Genomic DNA, 17,824 nt, shown 5'->3' on the forward strand with positions numbered 1-17,824 from the left:
CCGTCCGGCGCGCGGCCTTCCGGCTCGTTCACCCGGCCGCCATAAGGACGCCCGCCGTCGGGCCGGATCCGGGGGCGAGGCGGCCCTCGTGGGGGCCGCCTCCACGGGGGCGGGGCGGAGCCTCCGCGCGTCACCGGCCCCGGATAAGTGGATCACGGGTCCAGGTCGGCGGCGGAGCGCTCGGCGAAGACCCGCATCGCCTTGGTGGTGATCGGGCCGGGGGCGACCGGCAGCTCGGTGTCGTCCACCAGCTTGATCGGCTGGACGTCGCGGGTGGTGGAGGTGAGGAACGCCTCCTCGGCCTCGTAGAGGGCCGACAGCGGCACGTCGGCCTCCTCGCCGCCGCACCATTCGAGCACCAGCGCCCGGGTGACGCCGGCCAGGCAGCCGGAGGCCAGGGTGGGGGTGAGCAGGCGGCCGTCGCGCACGATGAAGATGTTGGATCCGGTGCCCTCGCAGAGGTTGCCCGCGAGATTGCCGAAGATCGCCTCGCCGCCGCCGCGCTTCTTGGCGTGCAGCAGGGCCTTGGCGTTGTCGCCGTAAGACGTGCTCTTGACCCCGGACAGGGCGCCGCGCTCGTTGCGCGGCCAGGGCACGACGGCGACGTTGGCGGTGGCCGGGAACGGCTTCTGCTCGTCCACGATGACGATGGCGGTGGTGCCCTGGTCGCCGCGGTCGGAGCCGAGGGGGCCCGGGCCGCTGGTGTAGGTGACGCGGATGCGGCCCAGCTCCCAGGCGGGCGCGGCCGCCACGCACTTGGCGACGCCGTCGGCGATGGCCTCGAGGTCGGGCTCGGGCAGGTCCATGCGCTGGGCGGAGAGCTTGAGCCGGTCCAGGTGCCGGGTGAGGGCGAACGACTTCCCGTTCACGATCTTGATGGTTTCGAACACGCCGTCGCCGACCATCAGTCCGTGGTCGAACACCGAGACGCTGGCACGTGCGGGGTCGATCAGCTCCCCGTTGACCCAGACAGGGATGTTCATGCATTTCCTCCTGTGGACGCCAGTGCGATGAGCCTGGCTGCTTTGAGCTCGGTCTCGAGCCATTCGCGCGTGGGGTCGCTGCCCCAGGTTATGCCCGCTCCCGTGCCGAACCGGATCTCGCCTGCCGAGATCCAGAATGTTCTGATGCCGACGGCCAGCGCCGCCTTGCCCTGGTCGGCGTCGACCCAGCCCAGGGCCCCACAGTACGGGCCGCGAGGTGCTGGTTCGAGCTCATTGATGATCCGCAGCGCCGACGATTTGGGCGCGCCGGTGACGGACCCGGGCGGGAACGTCGCCGCGAACAGCTCCGGCCATCCCATCCCCGGCGCCAGCCGGGCGCGCACGGTGGAGACGAGGTGGACCAGGCCGGGGTGCGTCTCGACCGCGCACAGCGACGGCACCTCGACGGAGCCGACGGCCGCGACCCTGCCCAGGTCGTTGCGGACGAGGTCGACGATCATGACGTTTTCCGCGTAGTCCTTGTCGAGCAGGTCGCCGGCGGTCGCGCCGGTGCCCTTGATCGGCCGGGACTCCACGACGTCGCCGTCCCGCGACAGGTAGAGCTCGGGCGAGGCCGACACCACGCTGAGCCCGGGCACCTGGATCACGCCGCCGTAGGGCGCCGGGTTGCCGGTGGCGAGCCTGGCGGCCAGGGCGAGCGGGTCGGCGTCGGGCGGGACGGGCGCGGTCAGGATCCGGCACAGGTTGGCCTGGTAGACCTCGCCCTGCTCGATGTAGTCGCGGATGGCCCGCACGCCGCGCTCGTAGGCCGTCCGGTCGAGCGAGCTGCGCCACTGGCCCGGGTGCGGCCCGTGCCAGGGGACGGCCGGCCGGGGCAGGGGCGCCCGGCGCACCTGGTCGAACCGGGCGCACGTCACCTTGCCCTCGTAGTCGACGACGACCGCCCACCAGCCCTCGCCGTCGAGCGCGGCGAGGTCGGAGGTCACGTCCCGCAGACCGGTGGCGAGGGTGTGACCTAAGTAGGCGAAGCCGTCGTACACGTCTCCCATTGTCCCAGCAATTCGACGAGCTCCAGCGCGGCGGGCAGTGGCTGCTCGGGCAGGGCCGCGTACACCTTGCGGACCGGCGCCATCCCGCGCAGCGGCCGCAGCACCAGATCGGGCGGTACGGCCCGCGCGGCGAGCTCTGGCACGAGCGTCACCCCGAGCCCGGCGGCGAGGCATCCGAACTTGCCCGCCCATCCGGCCACCCGCAACCCGCTGCGCGGCGTGAACCCGGCGGCGGCGCACGCGGTGACCAGCAGGGTGGGCTGGCCGCGCGGGGCCGCCTCGATCCAGGTCTCCTCGGCCAGGTCACGCAGGTCCACATCGGCGTCGCCGGCCAGCCGGTGGCCTGCGGGCAGCGCGACGAACAGCCGGTCCTCGCGCAGCAGCACGGTACGGGGCGCGTCGGCGGGCAGCCCCGCCGGGTAGTCGCTGATCACGGCCACGTCGAGCGCGCCCGCGCGCAGCCGCTCCATCAGCCGGCCGGTGAGGTCTTCGACCAGCCGCAGCTCCACGCCGGGCCGCCGCGCGGCGAACTGCTTCAAGGTCCTGGGGACGAGGTCCACGTTCGCGGTGGCGAACGCGCCCACGCGCAGCGTCCCGCCCCGCCCGCCGTGGATGGCGGCCAGCTCCTCGCCGGCCCGTTCGAGGCGGTCCAGGACAGCGACGGCGTGCCGGTGCAGGGCCGCTCCCGCGGGCGTCAGGCGCACCCCGCGGGCGAGGCGTTCAAAGAGCGGCCCGCCGGCGTCGCGTTCCAGCGCGGCGATGCGCCGGGAGACCGCGGACTGGGTGTATCCGAGCAGCTCGGCGGCGGCGGTGAACGAGCCGGACTCGGCCACCTCGCGGAAGAGGCGGAGGGTATTCGCATCAAGCATGGCTGCCATGCAATCTAGTCGGTGGTGGCATACCACGCCTACAGGTGTACTGGCCGCATGATTGCTTTTCTTGGACAAGGACGCATGGGCGTCCCCATGGCCCGGCGGCTGGTGGCGGCCGGGCACGAGGTGACGACCTGGCGGCGCGGGACCGGCGTGCCGGCGGCCGCCGCGGTCGAGGGCGCCGACCTGGTCATCACCATGCTCAGCGACCCGGCCGCGGTACGCGAGGTGCTGACCGCGGCGCTGCCGGGGCTGCGACCCGGCGCGACGGTGGTCGAGATGTCGACGATCGGCCCGGAGGCGGTGCGCGAGCTGCGGGCGTTGCTGCCGCCCTCGGTCAACCTGGTGGACGCGCCGGTGCTGGGCAGCGTCGGCCCCGCCGCCGAGGGCACGCTGACCGTGCTCGCCGGCGGCGACCTGTCGGGCTGCCGCGAGGTGTTGCCGGTGTTCGGGTCCGTACGTGAGCTGGGGCCGCTGGGGGCGGGCGCGGCCATGAAGATCGCCGTGATGAGCGCGATGGTGCCCGCCCAGGTGCTGCTGGCCGAGACGTACGCGTACGCGCAGGCGCACGGCGTGGACCGCGAGGCGCTGATCGACGTGCTGTCGGGCACCCCGCTGGGCGTGCTGGCCGAGCGGCTGCGGGTGCCTTCCGAGGAGACCCGCTACTCCCTGGCGCACGCCGCCAAGGACCTGGAGCTGGGGGCCTGGGAGCGCGGGTCGCTGGCCACGGCGGCACGCAAGCGGCTGCAGGAGGCGCGGGCGGCCGGATTCGGCGACCGCGACGTGACCGCGATCGTGGAGCACGTGGAGGGCGGGCGCGCCTCTCGTGCCGTACCGGTCACCGTGCCGGCGATCCCGGCGACGAACGGCATGTACTCACACGCCGTCCGCGTCGGCGACATGCTCTACGTCTCGGGCGTGGCGGCCTTCGACGAGAGCGGGAAGGTGGCCGGCGAGGGTTCGATGGCGGCCCAGGCCGAACACGTCTTCCAGGTCATCGCCCGCATCCTGGCCGATCAGGGCGCCGCGTTCGGCGACATCGCGTTCATCCGGACGTACCTGACCGACATGGACGCCCGCGCCGAGTACGGCGCGGTGCGCCGCCGCTACATCACCGGCACGCCCCCGGCCAGCACCACTGTGGAGGTGTCGAGGTTGTTCATGCCGGGGTTGCTGCTGGAGGTGGACCTGATCGTGGCGCTCACTCCAGCGGGCCGGTGACCGACTCGACGGCGGCCACCACACCCCCGTCGGCCACCAGGCGCACGGCGCACTCGATCTCCGGCGCCAGGAACCGGTCGGGCCCCGGGGCGGGCACGGTCTCCCGCAGCGCCCGGACCACGGCCGCCGTGGCGGGCGCCGGCTCCAGCGGGGCACGCAGGTCGAGCGCGCGGGCGGCGGTGAGGACCTCGACGGCCAGCACCCGGGTGAGGCCGTCGATCGACCTGCGCAGCTTGCGCGCGGCCGACCAGCCCATGGACACGTGGTCCTCCTGCATGGCCGAGCTGGGGATGGAGTCCACGCTCGCGGGCACGGCCAGCCGCTTCAGCTCGGAGACGATCGCGGCCTGCGTGTACTGGGCGATCATGTGCCCGGAGTCCACGCCGGGGTCGTCGGCCAGGAACGCGGGCAGCCCGTGGTTACGCGCCACGTCCAGGAACCGGTCGGTACGGCGCTCCGACATCGAGGCCAGGTCGGCGGCCACGACCGCCAGGAAGTCCAGGACGTACGCGACCGGCGCGCCGTGGAAGTTGCCGTTGGACTCCACCCGGCCGTCGGCCAGCACGGCCGGGTTGTCAACGGCGCTGGCCAGCTCCCACCCGGCCACGGTGGCGGCGTGCGCGATCGTGTCGCGGGCGGCCCCGGCGACCTGGGGGGCGCAGCGCAGCGAGTAGGCGTCCTGCACGCGGGTGCACGCCTCCGGGTCGCGGTGGCTCGCCATGATGCCGGAGTCAGCGAGGATCTTCGTCATGTTGGCGGCGGCGCGCGCCTGCCCCGGGTGCGGGCGCAGCGCCTGCAGCTCGGGGGCGAACACGCGATCGGTGCCCAGCAGCGCCTCCACGCTCATCGCGGCGCTCACGTCGGCGGTCCTGACCAGCTTGGTGAGGTCCTCGATGGCGAGGATCAGCATGCCGAGCATGCCGTCGGTGCCGTTGATGAGCGCCAGGCCCTCCTTGGCGGCCAGCTCGACGGGCTCGATGTGGGCCTGCTTGAGCGCCTCGGCGGCGGGCAGCATGTTTCCGGATCTGTCGCGGACGACGCCCTCGCCCATCAGCGTGAGCGCCACGTGCGCCAGCGGCGCGAGGTCGCCCGAGCAGCCGAGGCTGCCGTACTCGTGCACGATCGGCGTGATCCCGGAGCTGATCAACCCGGCCAGGGTCTTGGCCGTGTTCGGCCTGATGCCGGTGTGGCCGGAGGCGAGCGTGCGCAGCCGCAGCAGCATGAGCGCGCGCACGACCTCGGTCTCGACCTCGGGGCCGCTGCCGGCCGCGTGGGAGCGGACGAGGGAGCGCTGGAGCTGGGTGCGGAGCACCGGGTCGATGTGGCGCGTGGCGAGGGCCCCGAACCCGGTCGAGATGCCGTACGCGGGCACCGGGCTCTCTGCCAGCTCGTCCACTCGCTGGCGGGCGGCCGACATGGCGGCCACCGCGTCGTCGGTGAGCCGGACGGCGGCCCCGTGCCGGGCCACCTCGATCACGTCATGGAAGGTCAGAGGCTCAGGGCCGACGTTCACGACTCCGTTGTCGCGCATGGTGCGTCACTCTCACTTGCTAGGTAACCGGCGTATGCGATGTTAGCTCCTTACTTGGGAACAATGCCGACAACCCCTCCCTGCCCGCGTCGGTGATGGTCACCGCCCTGGGCACGCTGCCGCGCTGGAACCAGCCGCGGTCGAACAATGCCTCGGTGATCGCCGCCCCCAGCGCCCCGCCCAGGTGCGACCTGCGCTCGGTCCAGTCCAGGCACTCGGGCGCGAACCTGCGGCGCGAGCGCCGCGCGCCGGTCACGTCCACGCCGAGCCCGGCCAGCAGCCGCTCGCCCGCGTCGGTCAGGTCGTGCGGCGCGTAGTAGCCGCCCGCCCTGAGCCCGTCGAGCAGTCCCACCCCGGCGCGGCCGGCGAGGTGGTCGTAGCAGGTGCGGGCCTCCTCCAGCATCCGGGCCTGCCGGGACTGGCGCAGCGAACGCACGGGCGGGCGGGCGCTGATCCTGGCCAGCACCTCCAGCACCTCGGCCACCTCGTGCCCGGCCAGCCGGTAGTAGCGGTGGCGGCCCTGGCGCACGACGTCCACCAGCCGGCCGTCGAGCAGCCTGGCCAGGTGCGCGCTTGCGGTGGCGGCGCTCACGCCGGCCACCCTGGCGAGCTCGCCGGCCGCCAGCGCCCGCCCGTCGAGCAGGGCCGTCAGGATGGCCGCCCGGGTCGGGTCCGCGATGAGCGCGGCGACGGGCGCGATGTCGGCGTCTCGAGCGATGTGCTCCATGCTCCCGACGGTAATACGCCGATATTTCGCCCGGCGTCGAAGGATGCCGTCATGCCTTTCCGAGGCCCCTGCGGATCAGCTCGCGGGCCCGGTCCATCACCGCCAGAGGCGTTCCCAGCAGCAGGTTCTTCGTGGCCGACTCCGTGCCGGGGTGCGGGCGCACCGGCGCGAGGCTCTCGGCCGCCCGCACCGCCGCCGCCATCGCCCGCCGCTCGGCCGTGGAGGTGTGCGCGCGCAGCCTCGCGAACTCGTACCGCTCCTCGCCCCGCGCGTGCGCCATGACCGCGGTGCGCAGCTCGGCGAGGCGCTCCCAGAACTTGGGGTGATCGACGCCGTCGTTGTGCAGGCCGAGCAGGAGTCGCTTGGCGCGGTTCTCCTCGTGCAGCCGGTCGGCGACCACGCCCTGCCCGTTGTCGAGCTTCCTGCGCGCGTACGGGTGGACGATCTCCTCCTCGGCGGTCTCGTGCACGGACAACATCCGCGTCAACCGGCCGAAAGCCGCCTCCACTTTGTCCGGCGGCGCCTGCTCGACCTCGTCGAACAGGTCCCTGATCTGCCCGTGCTGGGCCATCAGCAGCTCGATCACATCTTGTTCAGCCACGTCAGCGCCCTACCCGAAGGCCGCGGGCGACACGCGTTTCCTTACCGAAGACGTGCCCTCCGAGGACTTAACGCGGAGGCCGCGCCGGGTACGGGCGGCGACATGGCCTTCGACCCGTTGCAGGAGCGGGGTATCCCGCTGGACGAGCAGGTGCGCGACTGGCGCGAGCTGAACGTCACGCCGATCGATCCCGATCACGCCGACCCGTACACCCGGTGCCGGATCATCACGATGAACGGCATCGAGACAGAAGCGATCTCCTTCAGCCACCAGCTGGCCCGCCACTGCCCCGACACCGAGCTCAAACGGCAGCTGGCCTGCGTCCGTTACCTCGAGGCGCAGCAGCAGAAGGCGGTCAACTGGCTGCTGCCCGGCCTGGCCTCGGTGCTGGAGACCACCATCGCCTATGAGCAGGTCGCCGTGGACCTGACCTCGTGGGTGGCGCGCATGGAGCCGGACCCGTACCTGCGGCAGGCCTACGAGTTCGGCGTGCTGGAGGACTTCGACCATCTCTACCGGTACGCCAACCTGTACGAGATGATCGAGCACCGCAAGGCCGAGAAGATCGTCGACAACCTCACCGAGGTCATGCCGGGACGGCCCACCTACCTGCACCACCGTGACCCCGTGGACAACGTGCGCGAGCCGTACGACCGGAACACGACCGAGCCGCTGTCACGCCTGCACGCGCTGACGATCATGGCGGCCGAGCAGCAGACCATGAACTTCTACATGAACGTCGGCCCCATGTACATGGAGCCGATCGCCCGCCGGCTGTATCAGGAGATCGGGCTGATCGAGGAGGAGCACGTCACCCACTACGAGTCGCTCGTCGACCCCGGCGAGAGCTGGTGGGAGATGCTGCTCAACCACGAGTACAACGAGTGCTACCTGTACTACTCGTTCATGGAGACCGAGTCCGACCCCAAGGTGAAGAACATCTGGGAGCTGCACCTGGGCATGGAGCTGGAGCACCTGCGGCTGGCGGCCGAGCTGTTCAAGCGGTTCGACGGCCGCGACCCCGACCAGGTGCTGGCCCCGGCCCTGCCGCCGCCGGTGACGTTCGAGCCGAACAAGGCCTACGTGCGGGACCTGCTCTCGACCCAGATCGACTGCACCACCCTGGGGACCGGCTACGTGCGGGAGGCCCACGAGCGGTTCTCGAAGATGCAGGAGGCGATCATGGGAGGCGAGCAGCCGCCGTCGGAGCGGGTCATCGAGAACAACCGCGCCATCTCGGGCCAGGACTACCGCTTGGAGGTGGAGGCGGCGGTCAGCCGCTGATCTAAGGTCTCTTTCATGACCTTAGTCGCCCTTGTCACCGGCGCGTCCCGCGGCCTGGGGGCCGTGATCGCGCGCAGGCTCGCCGCGGACGGCCTGGCCGTCGCCGTCAACTCCCGCAAGGACGCCGAGGGCGTCGAGCGGGTCGTGGACGAGATCCGCGCGGCCGGCGGCGCCGCCGAGGGTTTCCTCGCCGACGTCACCGACGAGGCGGGCGTGGCCGACCTGGTCGACCGGATCACCGGACGGCTCGGCCCGGTGGACGTGCTGGTGGCCAACGCCACCGGCCCGCAGCCCTTGATCGCGCTGCCGGACCTCACCTGGGAGGCGCACCTCGACCAGCTGCGTTTCTTCGTCAAGAGCCCCACGCTGCTGGTGCAGGCGGTCCTGCCCGGTATGCGGGAGCGGGGTGGCGGCCGTGTCATCCAGATCGGCTCCGACGTCGTCGACCGCAATCTGCCCGGCATGTCGGCGTACATCGCGGCCAAGGGCGCCCAGCACGCGCTGACCGAGGCATGGGCACGCGAGCTCGGCCCGTACGGCATCACGGTCAACGTCGTCGCGCCCGGCTGGATCCCCGTGGAGCGGCACGCCGGACTCGACCAGAGCGGCTACCTGGAGGAGGTGCCGCTGCGCCGGATGGGCACGCCGGAGGACGTGGCGGCGGCGGTGTCGTTCCTGGCGTCGGACGGTGGCGCCTTCATCACGGGACAGCGTGTCACGGTCAACGGCGGCCACAGCTGACGTGCGCGGGCGTAATCCAGTTTGGGGACTCGGCCAGGATTCGCTAGAGTTCTCTCGTCGCCCCGACGGGGGCGGACGCGGAAGTGGCTCAGTGGTAGAGCATCACCTTGCCAAGGTGAGGGTCGCGGGTTCGAATCCCGTCTTCCGCTCGGAGCTTCCGGCTCGGTGGCGTGGCCGAGAGGCGAGGCAGCGGCCTGCAAAGCCGTCCACACGGGTTCAAATCCCGTCGCCACCTCACAAGGACGATTAGCTCAGCGGGAGAGCGCTTCCCTGACACGGAAGAGGTCACTGGTTCAATCCCAGTATCGTCCACACGGTTTATCGAGAAGCCAGGTTCGCCGATCCGAGCCTGGCTTCTTGCTTGTGGCCGGAAGGGTCCGGAACGCGTAACGATGACGCCTCCGCACTGGTCAGCTCGGCCCTGGCGGCCGCACCAGCGGGCGGAACCCCTGGCCGCGGGGAATCCCGCCGCCCGCAGCCCGGCGATCAGTCGGCTCTGCCCAGCGGATGGTCCCTCGTGGTGCCGAGGCCGGCGTCGCGGGCGCGGGCCACGGCGGCCGAGCGGTCCGAGACCTGCAGCTTCGCGAAGATGTTGGACACGTGGTTGCGCACCGTCTTCTCGCTCAGCACCAGCCGCCGCGCGATGGCCTGGTTGTTGAGGCCGGTGGCGACCAGGTCCAGCACCTCCAGCTCGCGGTCCGTCAGCTCCGGGAGCGGACGGGGACGGCCCGGCTGGGCGGAGAGCGCGGCCAGCACGCGGTCGCCCGTCGAGCCCCCGAACACCACCTGCCCGGCCGCCACCGCCTCCAGCGACCGCACGATGTCCTCCCCCGTCGCCTCCTTCAGCAGATAGCCGCGGGCCCCGGCGCGGATGGCGGCCAGGACCGTCTCGTCGTCGGACAGCATGGTCAGCGCCAGCACGGCCACCTCGGGGTGGCGTGCGATGATCCGGGACGTGGCCTCGACCCCGCTGATGCCGGGCAGGTGCAGGTCCATCAGCACCACCTGCGGGGCCGCCTGCCCGGCCAGGTCCACGGCGGCCTCGCCGGTTGCGGCGACACCCACGACCTCCACCTCCGGCAGATCGCGGAAGAGCGCGACCAGGCCCTCCGCGAACACCGGGTGGTCCTCCACCACCAGCACCCTAATCATCAGGCCGCCGCCAGCGGCAGTCTGACGATCAGATGGGTGCCCGCCCCCGCGCCGGTGAGCAGCTCGAACGTGCCGTTCAGCTCCTCCGAGCGGCGCCGCATCGAGGCCAGGCCGAACCCGTGGCGAGCGGGCGCGCCCACGCCCACGCCGTCGTCCTGCACCCGCAGCTCCAGGGCGCCGGCGGCACGCAGGGTGACGGTGCAGCGGGAGGCCATGGCGTGTCGTACGGCGTTCGTCAGCGCCTCGGCGGCGATCCGGTAGGCGGCCAGCTCGACCGGCGGCGGCAGCGCGGGCAGGTCGGGCGGGACCTCCACCTCGACGGTGAGGTCGCCGGCGAAGCCGCGGCACAGCTCGGCCAGCGCCCCGGCCAGCCCCAGGTCGTCCAGCGGCGGCGGGCGCAGGTCGTTGACGATCGAGCGGACGTCCTCGACCGTGCCGCGGATACGCCCGGACAGCTCCCCCATCACCTGCTTGGCCTCCTCGGGGTCGGAGTCCACGAGGCGGCGGCCACGGTCAAGCTGGAGCGCAAGAGCGGCCAGGGTGGGTCCGAGCCCGTCGTGGAGCTCGTACAGCAGGCGGTCCCGCTCCTCCTGCCTGGCCGCCAGCATCCGCCCGTGGGAGCGCTCCAGGTCCGCGCCGAGCCGATGAGCATGCACGGCCACCGCCACGTGCGGCGCCAGCTCCGCCACCAGCGGCCGGTCCTTGGGGCGCAGCCGCTCGCCCAGCAGCAGGGTGCCGACCGGCTCGCCCCGGTGCAGCAGCGGCACGCTCTCCGCCACCGTCTCCCCCGCATCCACCCGGCCTGGCCGGCCCCAGGACGCGACGACCGTGCCCGATTCCTCGACCGCCACGTAGTGGACGCGCAGCACGCGCCCGACCTCGGCGGCCATCCGGTCCAGGAGGTCGCCAGGGGCCCCGGCGTCGGACAGGCGCGCACCGAGCCGCCGCAGCGCCCGCGACGGATCCTCCCGATCGCCGTACACGAGCCGGTTGGCGGCGGCCAGGACCCGCCGGTACACGGGGTGCACCACGAGCGCCACGATCACCGCGGAGGCGCCCGCGCCGACGACGCCACCCAGGGTGAACGCGACCAGCGCATACACCGCCAGCAACACCACGCTGACGGCCCCGAACGCCAGCGCCCGCGACAGCAGCAGGTCCAGGTCCCACAGCCGGTGCGCCACGATCGCGACCGACACCGCGACCGGCAGCGGGACGGCGGCGAACGCGATGATGACCGGCCCCCACGGCACGGCCAGCGCCAAGCCCAGCAGACCCACGGTCAGCAGCGCGGCGGCGAGAACCCACTGGAGCCTCCGCCGCACCTCGGCATCCGAGGAGCGGTACCGGACGGCGAGCGAGACGACAGCGGCCGCCACCGCGCCGATCGTCAAGGCGGCGCCGATGGCGTTCAGGGTGCCTGGAAGGCCGCGGAGACCCGCCAGCACGCCCGTGTACCCGGCCGGGTAGAGACCGGCGACGTCGACGTAGGTCACCGGCCGCAGCGCCCAGTCGAGCGTGTGCACCGCGATCCCGGCGACCGCCGCCGCCAGCGCGGGCCACCAGCGGCGCGAGGGCAGCCGGCCATCGGGGAAGATCAGCAGGAAGACCGTCGGCACGACCAGGTACGCGGGCATCCACAACCACGTGGACACCCACATGGCCCAGTCGTCGCCCGGCAGCCGCCCGCCCTGCACGCCGTGGTTGATCCCCAGCAGCCCGTACGCCCCCAGGGCGACCCCCAGCGCCTGCGCCGCCCCGACGAACACCATCGACCAGCCCACCCGCGACCCCGGCCGCTGCGACACGACGAACAGGCCGGGCACCCCGAACGAGAGCGCCGCGACGACACGGAAGGCGTCGAACCGTTCCACGATCCCGGTCACGCCCAGCGCTCGCAGCCGTGGCTCGACCACCACCGCGGCCACGACCAGAAGGAGGAGCACACCTCCGGCCGCGGCGGACCGCCAGGCCGATCTGTCCATCATGAGGTGAATCGTGCCATTCGGTTGTCCCGCCGTCACGGGACGACAAGTCCCCTCCTGCTCGGGACCGCAGGCTCATGACGCCCGACCTCTGCCCCGCACATCCTCGAGGGAGCTTCCGCTGAGAGGAGATCACATGTCCGGTCCCATCACCGCCGAGCCCGACGGCGGCCGGGTGCTCAACACGGCGCTGCTCGCCGGCGTGGGGTCGCTGCTCGCCATGGACGTCGCCGGCGCGTTCCTGTCGGTGTCCGCCGGCCTGAACCCGACGGTCCTGGACGCCCTCGGCCCGCAGGCGCGGTTGTCCGCGCCGATCACGATGATGATCGCGATGACCGTCCTGGTCGCCGGGGCCACCCGTCGCCGCCGTGCGGTCGCCGTCCCCGCCGCGGCCCTGCTGGCGGTCGCCGGGGTGCTGGCCTTCGTGTCGGGGTTCTTCGACGGCGGATACGCGGCCGATCTGACGGCGGGCCAGCGGGTCTACCAGATCGCCCTCGTGTCGGGTCATCTGGGCGTGAGCGTGCTGGCGTCGTTCCGGCTGGCGCGGCTCCTTCGGGCGAAGCGCCCCTGACCTGGGCGGCTGCCCGGTCCGCGCACGGGAGCGCGCTGAGCGGGCAGTTACCGGGGCGTGGTGAAGTCGACTGGCACGTTCCTGCTCGCGGCCGCGGGGATCGCGTTCGCCGTCTCGGGCCTCGCGGCCCTGCCGCCCGTGGGCGGGTTCCTGCTCGGCCGGCCGTTCGCGGGCGCCTTGGTCTTTCCCGGCATGGGTCAGGGGCCGGCGGCGATCGCGGCGGTCACCCTGGCGGGCTTCTCCGTGACGCTCACCTCCGGGGCGTATGCGGTGTTCCGGTGGTCCGGGTTCGGGGCGTCGCGGGTGGGGCTGGTGGTCTGCTGGTGCCTGGCGGGCGGGCCTGCCGGGGTGATCGCGGTGCTGGCCTGGTCGGCAGCGCGGGGCTCGGCGTTCCTCGACCACGCTCCGTACGCCGCCTCATGGGGGATGGCGACAGCGCTGGTGTCCGCGCTGGCGGCGCTGGCCGTGACGCGGACGCTGCCCGCCTCGCCCCCGCCGCCCGCGAAACGCGTGTTCCGGGCGCGCCGGTGGGTGCTGCCGTGCCTGGTGATCGGCTGGTCCCTGGTCTGGAGCGTTCTCATCAGGGACCAGGAGCCGCTGCTGGCCTGGCTGCCGCTCTCGCTCGACTACTTCGACCAGATGGCCGTGGTGCTGGCGGCCATCGTGGCGAGTTACCTGGAGGGGGCGCTGCGGCGGCGATTACCCGTGGAGGGCCGGCCGGGGCGGGCGTTCGTGCTGGCGTGGATCGCGTTGTGCGCGGCCCCGATCGTGTACGCGGCCGTGGTCGCGATCGACCGCGGCATGCGTGAGCCGCTGCTCGCGGACCCGCTGAACGCGGCCTGGGCGGTGGAGTACGCCCGCGACATAGGGGCGGCGCTGGTCGCCGAGCCCGCGCAGATCGCGGTGCCGCCGTTGCTGCTCGCGCTGGCCGGCACCGGCCTGCAGCTGGTGCTCCCGGGTAAGGAACGTGAGCCCGCGCCGCCCGATCCGGTGCGGCCCGATCGGCGGTGGAGCCTGTTCGTGGCCGGGGCGGCCCTCGCGCTGACGTATTTCTGCCTGGCCGCTACCTCCCGCTATCCCGTGCTGACGCGGCGGGCGTATGACGACGGGACGCCGGTGATGGCGCGGGCGCTCGCCTTCCTCACCCCGCCGGACCCCGTGCTGGGCTGGACCGCCGTGGTGTGGTTGTGGACGGTGGCGGCGGTGTTCGGGGCGTCGGCGGCGGCCCTGGTCCATCTCGCGGTACGCGGGCGGCTCGTGCGGCTCTTCCCCGCCTCCGACTACCTGGTGCTGGTGGGCGTGCTGGCGCTGGCGGCGGCGGTCGGCTGGAACGCGGGCAGCGTGATCGCGTACGCGGTGACCGGTGAGCGGCCGCCGGGCATCTCCCCGGCCGCCGAGGCGGCGCTGTTCACGGGGGTCGTCGTGCCGGGACTGGCGGCTTTGTTATTCATCGTGCACTCACAGGTGGGCCTGACCAGGTTCGTCAGGATCGTCGAGCTGGCGGACGAGGAAACCTGGGGGACGCTCGCGGAGCGGTACCGGGCGTGGAAGGAGCAGGTGCGCGAGCACGTGCCGGCCCGGCGGGAGCGGGCCGCGGCCCGTTCCCGCCGGGCGGCGGGCGCGGCTCTGGTGGTGGCGGTGGCGGCGGGGGCAGTACGCGGGTTCGGCGTCGAGGTGCACGCCGAGCTTCCGGGAAGCGGGGTCTTCCTGACGGCGCCTGCCGTGTCCGTCGCGCAACAGCCGCTGGAGAACCTCGCCGGCGCGCTCTACGTCGTCCTCCTGGCCGGGCTGGTCTATCTCGTCCTGGCTCGGTCGAACACCCACGTGCTCGGCTCATCGGCGGCCGTGTGGGGCTTGTCCGTGGTGGCGGGCGGGCTGGCGAACCTGCCGCTGGACCCGGTGGCGGGCCTGCAGGCCGGGTTCGTCGCGGGGCCCTTCGTCCTGGCGGGGATGGCGGTGGCGGCGCCGCCGCGAAAGGTTCTGGCGGCAGGCGCCGCCGTGATGATCGCCGTGGCGGCGGCGCCCCTCGTACGGGGAGCACCCCCCGCATTCGTGATCACCTCGGCCACCTGGCGGGAGCAGCGGCCGCGGCTCACGATCGACGTCACCTACCCGCGCGCCTCCGGCGGTGACGCCCGGCGGGTCAACGCGGCGCTGTTCGCGCCGGTCCGGGAACGCGTCGAGGACACCTTGCGTGAGCTGCGCGCGAACCCGGCCGCCCACGGGGCCGTGACCGGGACCCACGTCGTGGTACGCGACGACGCCCAGGTGATCTCGGTGCGCTACCTGCTGGCGGGCGAGCACCGGCGGGCGGTCAACTACGACGTGGCCGAGGGGCGCCTGCTCACGGTGCGGGAGATCTTCGCCCCGGTCGCGTTCACCCCTGAGGGCAGAAGACGGCTGGCCGCCGCGCTGCGGCCCCTCATGCCGGCGCGCCAGAATCCACGGACCGTCACCGTGGACAACGAACGCCTGCTGGTGAATCTGGGCAGGGGCGCGGTCGAGTTCACGTTCGGCCGCGGCTACTTCTGCGCCGGCTGCGAGCCCTTCACGGTACGGGCCTCGCGCGAGCGGCTCGCCGGGCTGGTCACGGAGCGTCCTTAGCGCGACGATCACACCATGGACGCTCAGGAACTCGCCGACCGCTTGGAGATCGCGGACCTGCTGGCCCGCTACACCCGCGCCATCGACTCCGGCCGCTGGGAACTGCTCGACGAGGTGTTCAGCGAAGACGCGGTGATCGACTACACCTCTGCCGGCGGCATCAAGGGCACGCGGGAGGAGGTCAAGGCGTGGCTGGCCGAGGTGCTCACCCACTGGCCCGGCCGCCTGCACCTGATCGGCGCCCCGGTGATCGACTTCCACGAGGGGGAGGCGCGGGTGAGCGCACCCTTCACCGACACGCTCGCCCCGACCCGCGAGATGGTCGCGGCCGGCACGGAGGGATTCCTTCACGGCGGCGGCTGGTACCACCACCGCCTGCGCCGCACACCCGGCGGATGGCGCAGCACGGAGCTGGTCGAGGAGCAGAGCTGGCGCACCGCGCGCTGAGCCCGCGCTCAGGCTGATCTGCGGAAACGGGGGCGGCTACAGAGATATCGCGTTTGTGGTGAAAACCCTGAGGGCAGCGCGAAGGCGGGCAGTGTCCCCCTGCCCCTCACCGGGTCGAAAGGGCTGTGCGGCACATGGCATTCGCATTGGGTCTTCTCGGTCATGACATAGCAGTCGACTTAGGCACCGCCAACACGCTCGTCTACGTCCGCAGGAAGGGCATCGTGCTCAACGAGCCCTCCGTCATCGCGATCAACCTTCACAAGAACACCGTCGTGGCCGTGGGCAAGGCGGCCAAGCGCATGATGGGCCGTACTCCCCCGCACATCGCCACGATCAGGCCGCTCAAGGACGGCGTGATCGCGGATCTGGACGCGGCGGAGCGCATGTTACGCATGTTCCTTCAGAAGGCGCACCCCAGCAGATTCCTCGCCAAGCCCCGGATCGTGGTGGCGGTGCCGAGCGGCACCACCTCGATCGAGCAGCGGGCGGTCAAGGAGGCCGCCTACGAGGCGGGCGCGCGGCGGGTGCACATCATCGAGGAGCCGATGGCCGCCGCGATCGGCGCCGGGCTCAAGGTCGGCGAGGCCACCGGCAACATGGTGGTCGACATCGGCGGCGGCACCACGGAGGTCGCCATCGTCTCCATGAGCGGCGTCGTGGTCGCCAAGTCGTTACGGGTGGGCGGCGACGAGCTCGACGAGGCGATCATCGCCTACGCCAAGAAGGAGCACGCGCTGCTGCTCGGCGAGCGTACCGCCGAGCGGCTGAAGATCGACCTGGGCACCGTGAAGCCCGCGTCCGGCCGGGAGGCCGAGGTCACTCCCAGGGGCAGGCACCGGGTGGGCGCGCCCGCCGGGTCCCTGCCACCGGTCGTGGTGGAGGACGAGGAGCCCGAGCCGCCGCCGGCCCCGCACCGGTGGAACCCGTTCAGGTCCAGGCCCAAGCAGGACGCCGCGCCGTCGCCGTCCGCACCGCGCCCGATCGCCCCGGACGCCAGCGCCCCGGTACGCGGCCGCGACCTGGTCAGCGGCCTGCCCAAGACGGCCTCGATGACCTCCCAGGAGATCAGCGAGGCCATCGAGGACCAGGTGCAGACCATCATCGACTCCGTGCAGACCACGCTCGACCAGTGCCCGGCCGAGCTGGCCGGCGACCTGCTGGACAACGGCATCGTGCTGACCGGCGGCGGGGCGCTGCTGCGCGGGCTGGCCGAGCGGATGGGCCAGGCCACCGGCATGCCGATCAAGGTCGTGGACAAGCCGCTGTACTCGGTGGCGCTGGGCGCGGGCCGCTGCGTCGAGCGGTTCCAGGCCATGCGTGACGTGCTGCTGCCCGATTGGTCCCGGCGGTGAAACGGGCGCTCGTCCTGCTCGTGCTGCTCTCCGGAATCGTGCTGGTCGTGGTGGACCGCACGCTGATGCCGCTGGAGCCGCTGCGGGCGGCGGGCTCCACCGTGTACGGCACGGTCCAGAGCGCGATCGGCACGGTCACCCGGTCCGTCGGCGGCGAAGGGCGGCTGCGGGCGCTGGAGCAGGAGAACGCGCGCCTGCGGGCCGAGATGCTGGCGGGCGGCGTGAAGAGCCGGCCGGCCGCCACGGTGCCGGCGCCCTACCGCGGCGTCTCCGCGCACGTGGTCGGGTTCGGTCAGGGAAGGAACGTCACCATCGACGCCGGATCGGCGGCGGGCGTCGTCCGCGACGTGACGGTGCTGAACGCCGACGGCCTCGTGGGCAAGATCAGCTGGGCGGGACCGGCCACCGCGTCCGTGTCGCTCATCACCGACCCCGGCTCCTCGGTGGGCGCGCGCATGGCGGACTCCGGCGAGCTGGGCGTGGTGGCCGGGGTGCCGGGCGAGGGCCTGCTGCGGCTGAGCCTGTTCGACCCCAACGCACCGCTCGAGGTCGGCGACCAGGTGATGACCCTCGGGTCGGCAGGCGGGCGGCCGTACGTGGCCGGGGTGCCCATCGGCACGGTCGCGCAGATCGAGCGGGTGCCCGGCGCGGCGACGCGCACGGCGCTGGTGCGGCCCGCCGCCCGGCTGTCCGCGCTCGACCTCGTCGCGGTGGTCGTGCCCGACCCCGGGAGGTGAGCC

The 17,824-nt window shown here is 72.8% G+C and carries 16 protein-coding genes and 3 tRNA genes; 11 read left to right on the forward strand and 8 right to left on the reverse strand.

Annotation, left to right across the window (positions count from 1 at the left end):
- Positions 1 to 152: 152 nt before the first annotated feature.
- Genes EDD27_RS24885 through EDD27_RS24895 form a run of 3 tightly spaced genes read right to left on the reverse strand, consistent with a single transcriptional unit; the run spans position 153 to position 2,862 of the window.
- A complete protein-coding gene (locus EDD27_RS24885) occupies positions 153 to 983 on the reverse strand; it encodes an aminotransferase class IV (RefSeq protein ID WP_206641632.1) in 831 nt (276 codons plus the stop codon).
- Positions 980 to 1,993, reverse strand: coding sequence for a chorismate-binding protein (locus EDD27_RS24890; RefSeq protein WP_127934519.1), 1,014 nt, complete (start codon positions 1,991 to 1,993; stop codon positions 980 to 982). Before EDD27_RS24890 ends, EDD27_RS24885 begins: the two co-directional genes overlap by 4 nt.
- Positions 1,960 to 2,862 (reverse strand): LysR family transcriptional regulator, encoded by a 903-nt coding sequence (locus EDD27_RS24895; RefSeq protein WP_127934520.1) that lies wholly within the window; start codon positions 2,860 to 2,862, stop codon positions 1,960 to 1,962. The genes EDD27_RS24890 and EDD27_RS24895 overlap by 34 nt, the downstream gene beginning before the upstream one ends.
- 57 nt (positions 2,863 to 2,919) lie before the next feature.
- Between EDD27_RS24895 and EDD27_RS24900 the strand changes: the two genes are divergently transcribed.
- Positions 2,920 to 4,086, forward strand: coding sequence for an NAD(P)-binding domain-containing protein (locus tag EDD27_RS24900; RefSeq protein WP_127934521.1), 1,167 nt, complete (start codon positions 2,920 to 2,922; stop codon positions 4,084 to 4,086).
- On the opposite strand, the gene hutH is transcribed toward EDD27_RS24900, so the two are convergent.
- Genes hutH through EDD27_RS24915 form a run of 3 tightly spaced genes read right to left on the reverse strand, consistent with a single transcriptional unit; the run spans position 4,067 to position 6,945 of the window.
- The gene (gene hutH / locus EDD27_RS24905) at positions 4,067 to 5,617 is read right to left on the reverse strand and encodes a histidine ammonia-lyase (protein ID WP_127934522.1); all 1,551 of its coding nucleotides are present in this window, start codon (positions 5,615 to 5,617) and stop codon (positions 4,067 to 4,069) included. The two genes, EDD27_RS24900 and hutH, sit on opposite strands and share 20 nt — an antisense overlap.
- 19 nt (positions 5,618 to 5,636) lie before the next feature.
- Positions 5,637 to 6,344 (reverse strand): ArsR/SmtB family transcription factor, encoded by a 708-nt coding sequence (locus EDD27_RS24910; RefSeq protein ID WP_127934523.1) that lies wholly within the window; start codon positions 6,342 to 6,344, stop codon positions 5,637 to 5,639.
- Positions 6,345 to 6,393: 49 nt separating this feature from the next.
- Positions 6,394 to 6,945: a hemerythrin domain-containing protein gene (locus tag EDD27_RS24915; RefSeq protein ID WP_241564239.1), complete on the reverse strand. Its 552-nt coding sequence runs from the start codon at positions 6,943 to 6,945 to the stop codon at positions 6,394 to 6,396.
- A gap of 102 nt (positions 6,946 to 7,047) precedes the next feature.
- Here EDD27_RS24915 and EDD27_RS24920 point away from each other — a divergent pair, with 102 nt between their 5' ends.
- From EDD27_RS24920 to EDD27_RS24940, 5 genes are all read left to right on the forward strand, one after another.
- Positions 7,048 to 8,229: a hypothetical protein gene (locus EDD27_RS24920; protein WP_127934524.1), complete on the forward strand. Its 1,182-nt coding sequence runs from the start codon at positions 7,048 to 7,050 to the stop codon at positions 8,227 to 8,229.
- Positions 8,230 to 8,244: 15 nt separating this feature from the next.
- Positions 8,245 to 8,970, forward strand: coding sequence for an SDR family NAD(P)-dependent oxidoreductase (locus tag EDD27_RS24925; RefSeq protein ID WP_127934525.1), 726 nt, complete (start codon positions 8,245 to 8,247; stop codon positions 8,968 to 8,970).
- A gap of 77 nt (positions 8,971 to 9,047) precedes the next feature.
- Positions 9,048 to 9,119 (forward strand) — tRNA-Gly (locus EDD27_RS24930).
- A gap of 15 nt (positions 9,120 to 9,134) precedes the next feature.
- Positions 9,135 to 9,205: transfer RNA gene (locus EDD27_RS24935), tRNA-Cys, on the forward strand.
- 5 nt (positions 9,206 to 9,210) lie between these two features.
- A tRNA-Val gene (locus tag EDD27_RS24940) sits at positions 9,211 to 9,282 on the forward strand.
- Positions 9,283 to 9,456: 174 nt separating this feature from the next.
- On the opposite strand, the gene EDD27_RS24945 is transcribed toward EDD27_RS24940, so the two are convergent.
- Together EDD27_RS24945 and EDD27_RS24950 are read right to left on the reverse strand one after the other, a co-directional pair.
- Complete coding sequence (locus EDD27_RS24945) at positions 9,457 to 10,122, reverse strand: response regulator (RefSeq protein ID WP_127934526.1); 666 nt, start codon at positions 10,120 to 10,122, stop codon at positions 9,457 to 9,459.
- Positions 10,122 to 12,110 (reverse strand): sensor histidine kinase, encoded by a 1,989-nt coding sequence (locus EDD27_RS24950; protein WP_127934527.1) that lies wholly within the window; start codon positions 12,108 to 12,110, stop codon positions 10,122 to 10,124. Before EDD27_RS24950 ends, EDD27_RS24945 begins: the two co-directional genes overlap by 1 nt.
- A gap of 133 nt (positions 12,111 to 12,243) precedes the next feature.
- On the opposite strand from EDD27_RS24950, the gene EDD27_RS24955 reads away from it, so the two are divergent.
- The 5 genes from EDD27_RS24955 (at position 12,244) to mreC (ending at position 17,821) form a co-directional block, all read left to right on the forward strand.
- On the forward strand, positions 12,244 to 12,678 hold the full coding sequence (locus EDD27_RS24955) for a hypothetical protein (protein ID WP_127934528.1): 435 nt from the start codon (positions 12,244 to 12,246) through the stop codon (positions 12,676 to 12,678).
- A gap of 57 nt (positions 12,679 to 12,735) precedes the next feature.
- Entirely contained in the window at positions 12,736 to 15,282 is a 2,547-nt protein-coding gene (locus EDD27_RS24960; protein WP_164903777.1) for a hypothetical protein, read from the forward strand.
- A gap of 15 nt (positions 15,283 to 15,297) precedes the next feature.
- Positions 15,298 to 15,729 carry a nuclear transport factor 2 family protein gene (locus tag EDD27_RS24965; protein ID WP_127934530.1) on the forward strand — a complete coding sequence of 144 codons (432 nt, stop codon included), beginning with the start codon at positions 15,298 to 15,300 and terminating at the stop codon, positions 15,727 to 15,729.
- A gap of 134 nt (positions 15,730 to 15,863) precedes the next feature.
- A complete protein-coding gene (gene mreB, locus EDD27_RS24970) occupies positions 15,864 to 17,084 on the forward strand; it encodes a rod shape-determining protein (RefSeq protein ID WP_127934531.1) in 1,221 nt (406 codons plus the stop codon).
- Entirely contained in the window at positions 17,081 to 17,821 is a 741-nt protein-coding gene (gene mreC / locus EDD27_RS24975; RefSeq protein WP_127934532.1) for a rod shape-determining protein MreC, read from the forward strand. The genes mreB and mreC overlap by 4 nt, the downstream gene beginning before the upstream one ends.
- Positions 17,822 to 17,824: the final 3 nt, after the last annotated feature.

It is taken from the genome of Nonomuraea polychroma (assembly GCF_004011505.1).
GTDB lineage: Bacteria > Actinomycetota > Actinomycetes > Streptosporangiales > Streptosporangiaceae > Nonomuraea > Nonomuraea polychroma.

Excerpts from the sequence above, each read along its gene's own strand:
- EDD27_RS24885 (WP_206641632.1), bottom strand. The coding sequence starts at position 983 with ATGAACATCCCTGTCTGGGTCAACGGGGAGCTGATCGACCCCGCACGT.
- EDD27_RS24890 (WP_127934519.1), bottom strand. The coding sequence starts at position 1,993 with ATGGGAGACGTGTACGACGGCTTCGCCTACTTAGGTCACACCCTCGCC.
- EDD27_RS24895 (WP_127934520.1), bottom strand. The coding sequence starts at position 2,862 with ATGCTTGATGCGAATACCCTCCGCCTCTTCCGCGAGGTGGCCGAGTCC.
- EDD27_RS24900 (WP_127934521.1), top strand. The coding sequence starts at position 2,920 with ATGATTGCTTTTCTTGGACAAGGACGCATGGGCGTCCCCATGGCCCGG.
- hutH (WP_127934522.1), bottom strand. The coding sequence starts at position 5,617 with ATGCGCGACAACGGAGTCGTGAACGTCGGCCCTGAGCCTCTGACCTTC.
- EDD27_RS24910 (WP_127934523.1), bottom strand. The coding sequence starts at position 6,344 with ATGGAGCACATCGCTCGAGACGCCGACATCGCGCCCGTCGCCGCGCTC.
- EDD27_RS24920 (WP_127934524.1), top strand. The coding sequence starts at position 7,048 with ATGGCCTTCGACCCGTTGCAGGAGCGGGGTATCCCGCTGGACGAGCAG.
- EDD27_RS24925 (WP_127934525.1), top strand. The coding sequence starts at position 8,245 with ATGACCTTAGTCGCCCTTGTCACCGGCGCGTCCCGCGGCCTGGGGGCC.
- EDD27_RS24945 (WP_127934526.1), bottom strand. The coding sequence starts at position 10,122 with ATGATTAGGGTGCTGGTGGTGGAGGACCACCCGGTGTTCGCGGAGGGC.
- EDD27_RS24950 (WP_127934527.1), bottom strand. The coding sequence starts at position 12,110 with ATGATGGACAGATCGGCCTGGCGGTCCGCCGCGGCCGGAGGTGTGCTC.
- EDD27_RS24955 (WP_127934528.1), top strand. The coding sequence starts at position 12,244 with ATGTCCGGTCCCATCACCGCCGAGCCCGACGGCGGCCGGGTGCTCAAC.
- EDD27_RS24965 (WP_127934530.1), top strand. The coding sequence starts at position 15,298 with ATGGACGCTCAGGAACTCGCCGACCGCTTGGAGATCGCGGACCTGCTG.
- mreB (WP_127934531.1), top strand. The coding sequence starts at position 15,864 with ATGGCATTCGCATTGGGTCTTCTCGGTCATGACATAGCAGTCGACTTA.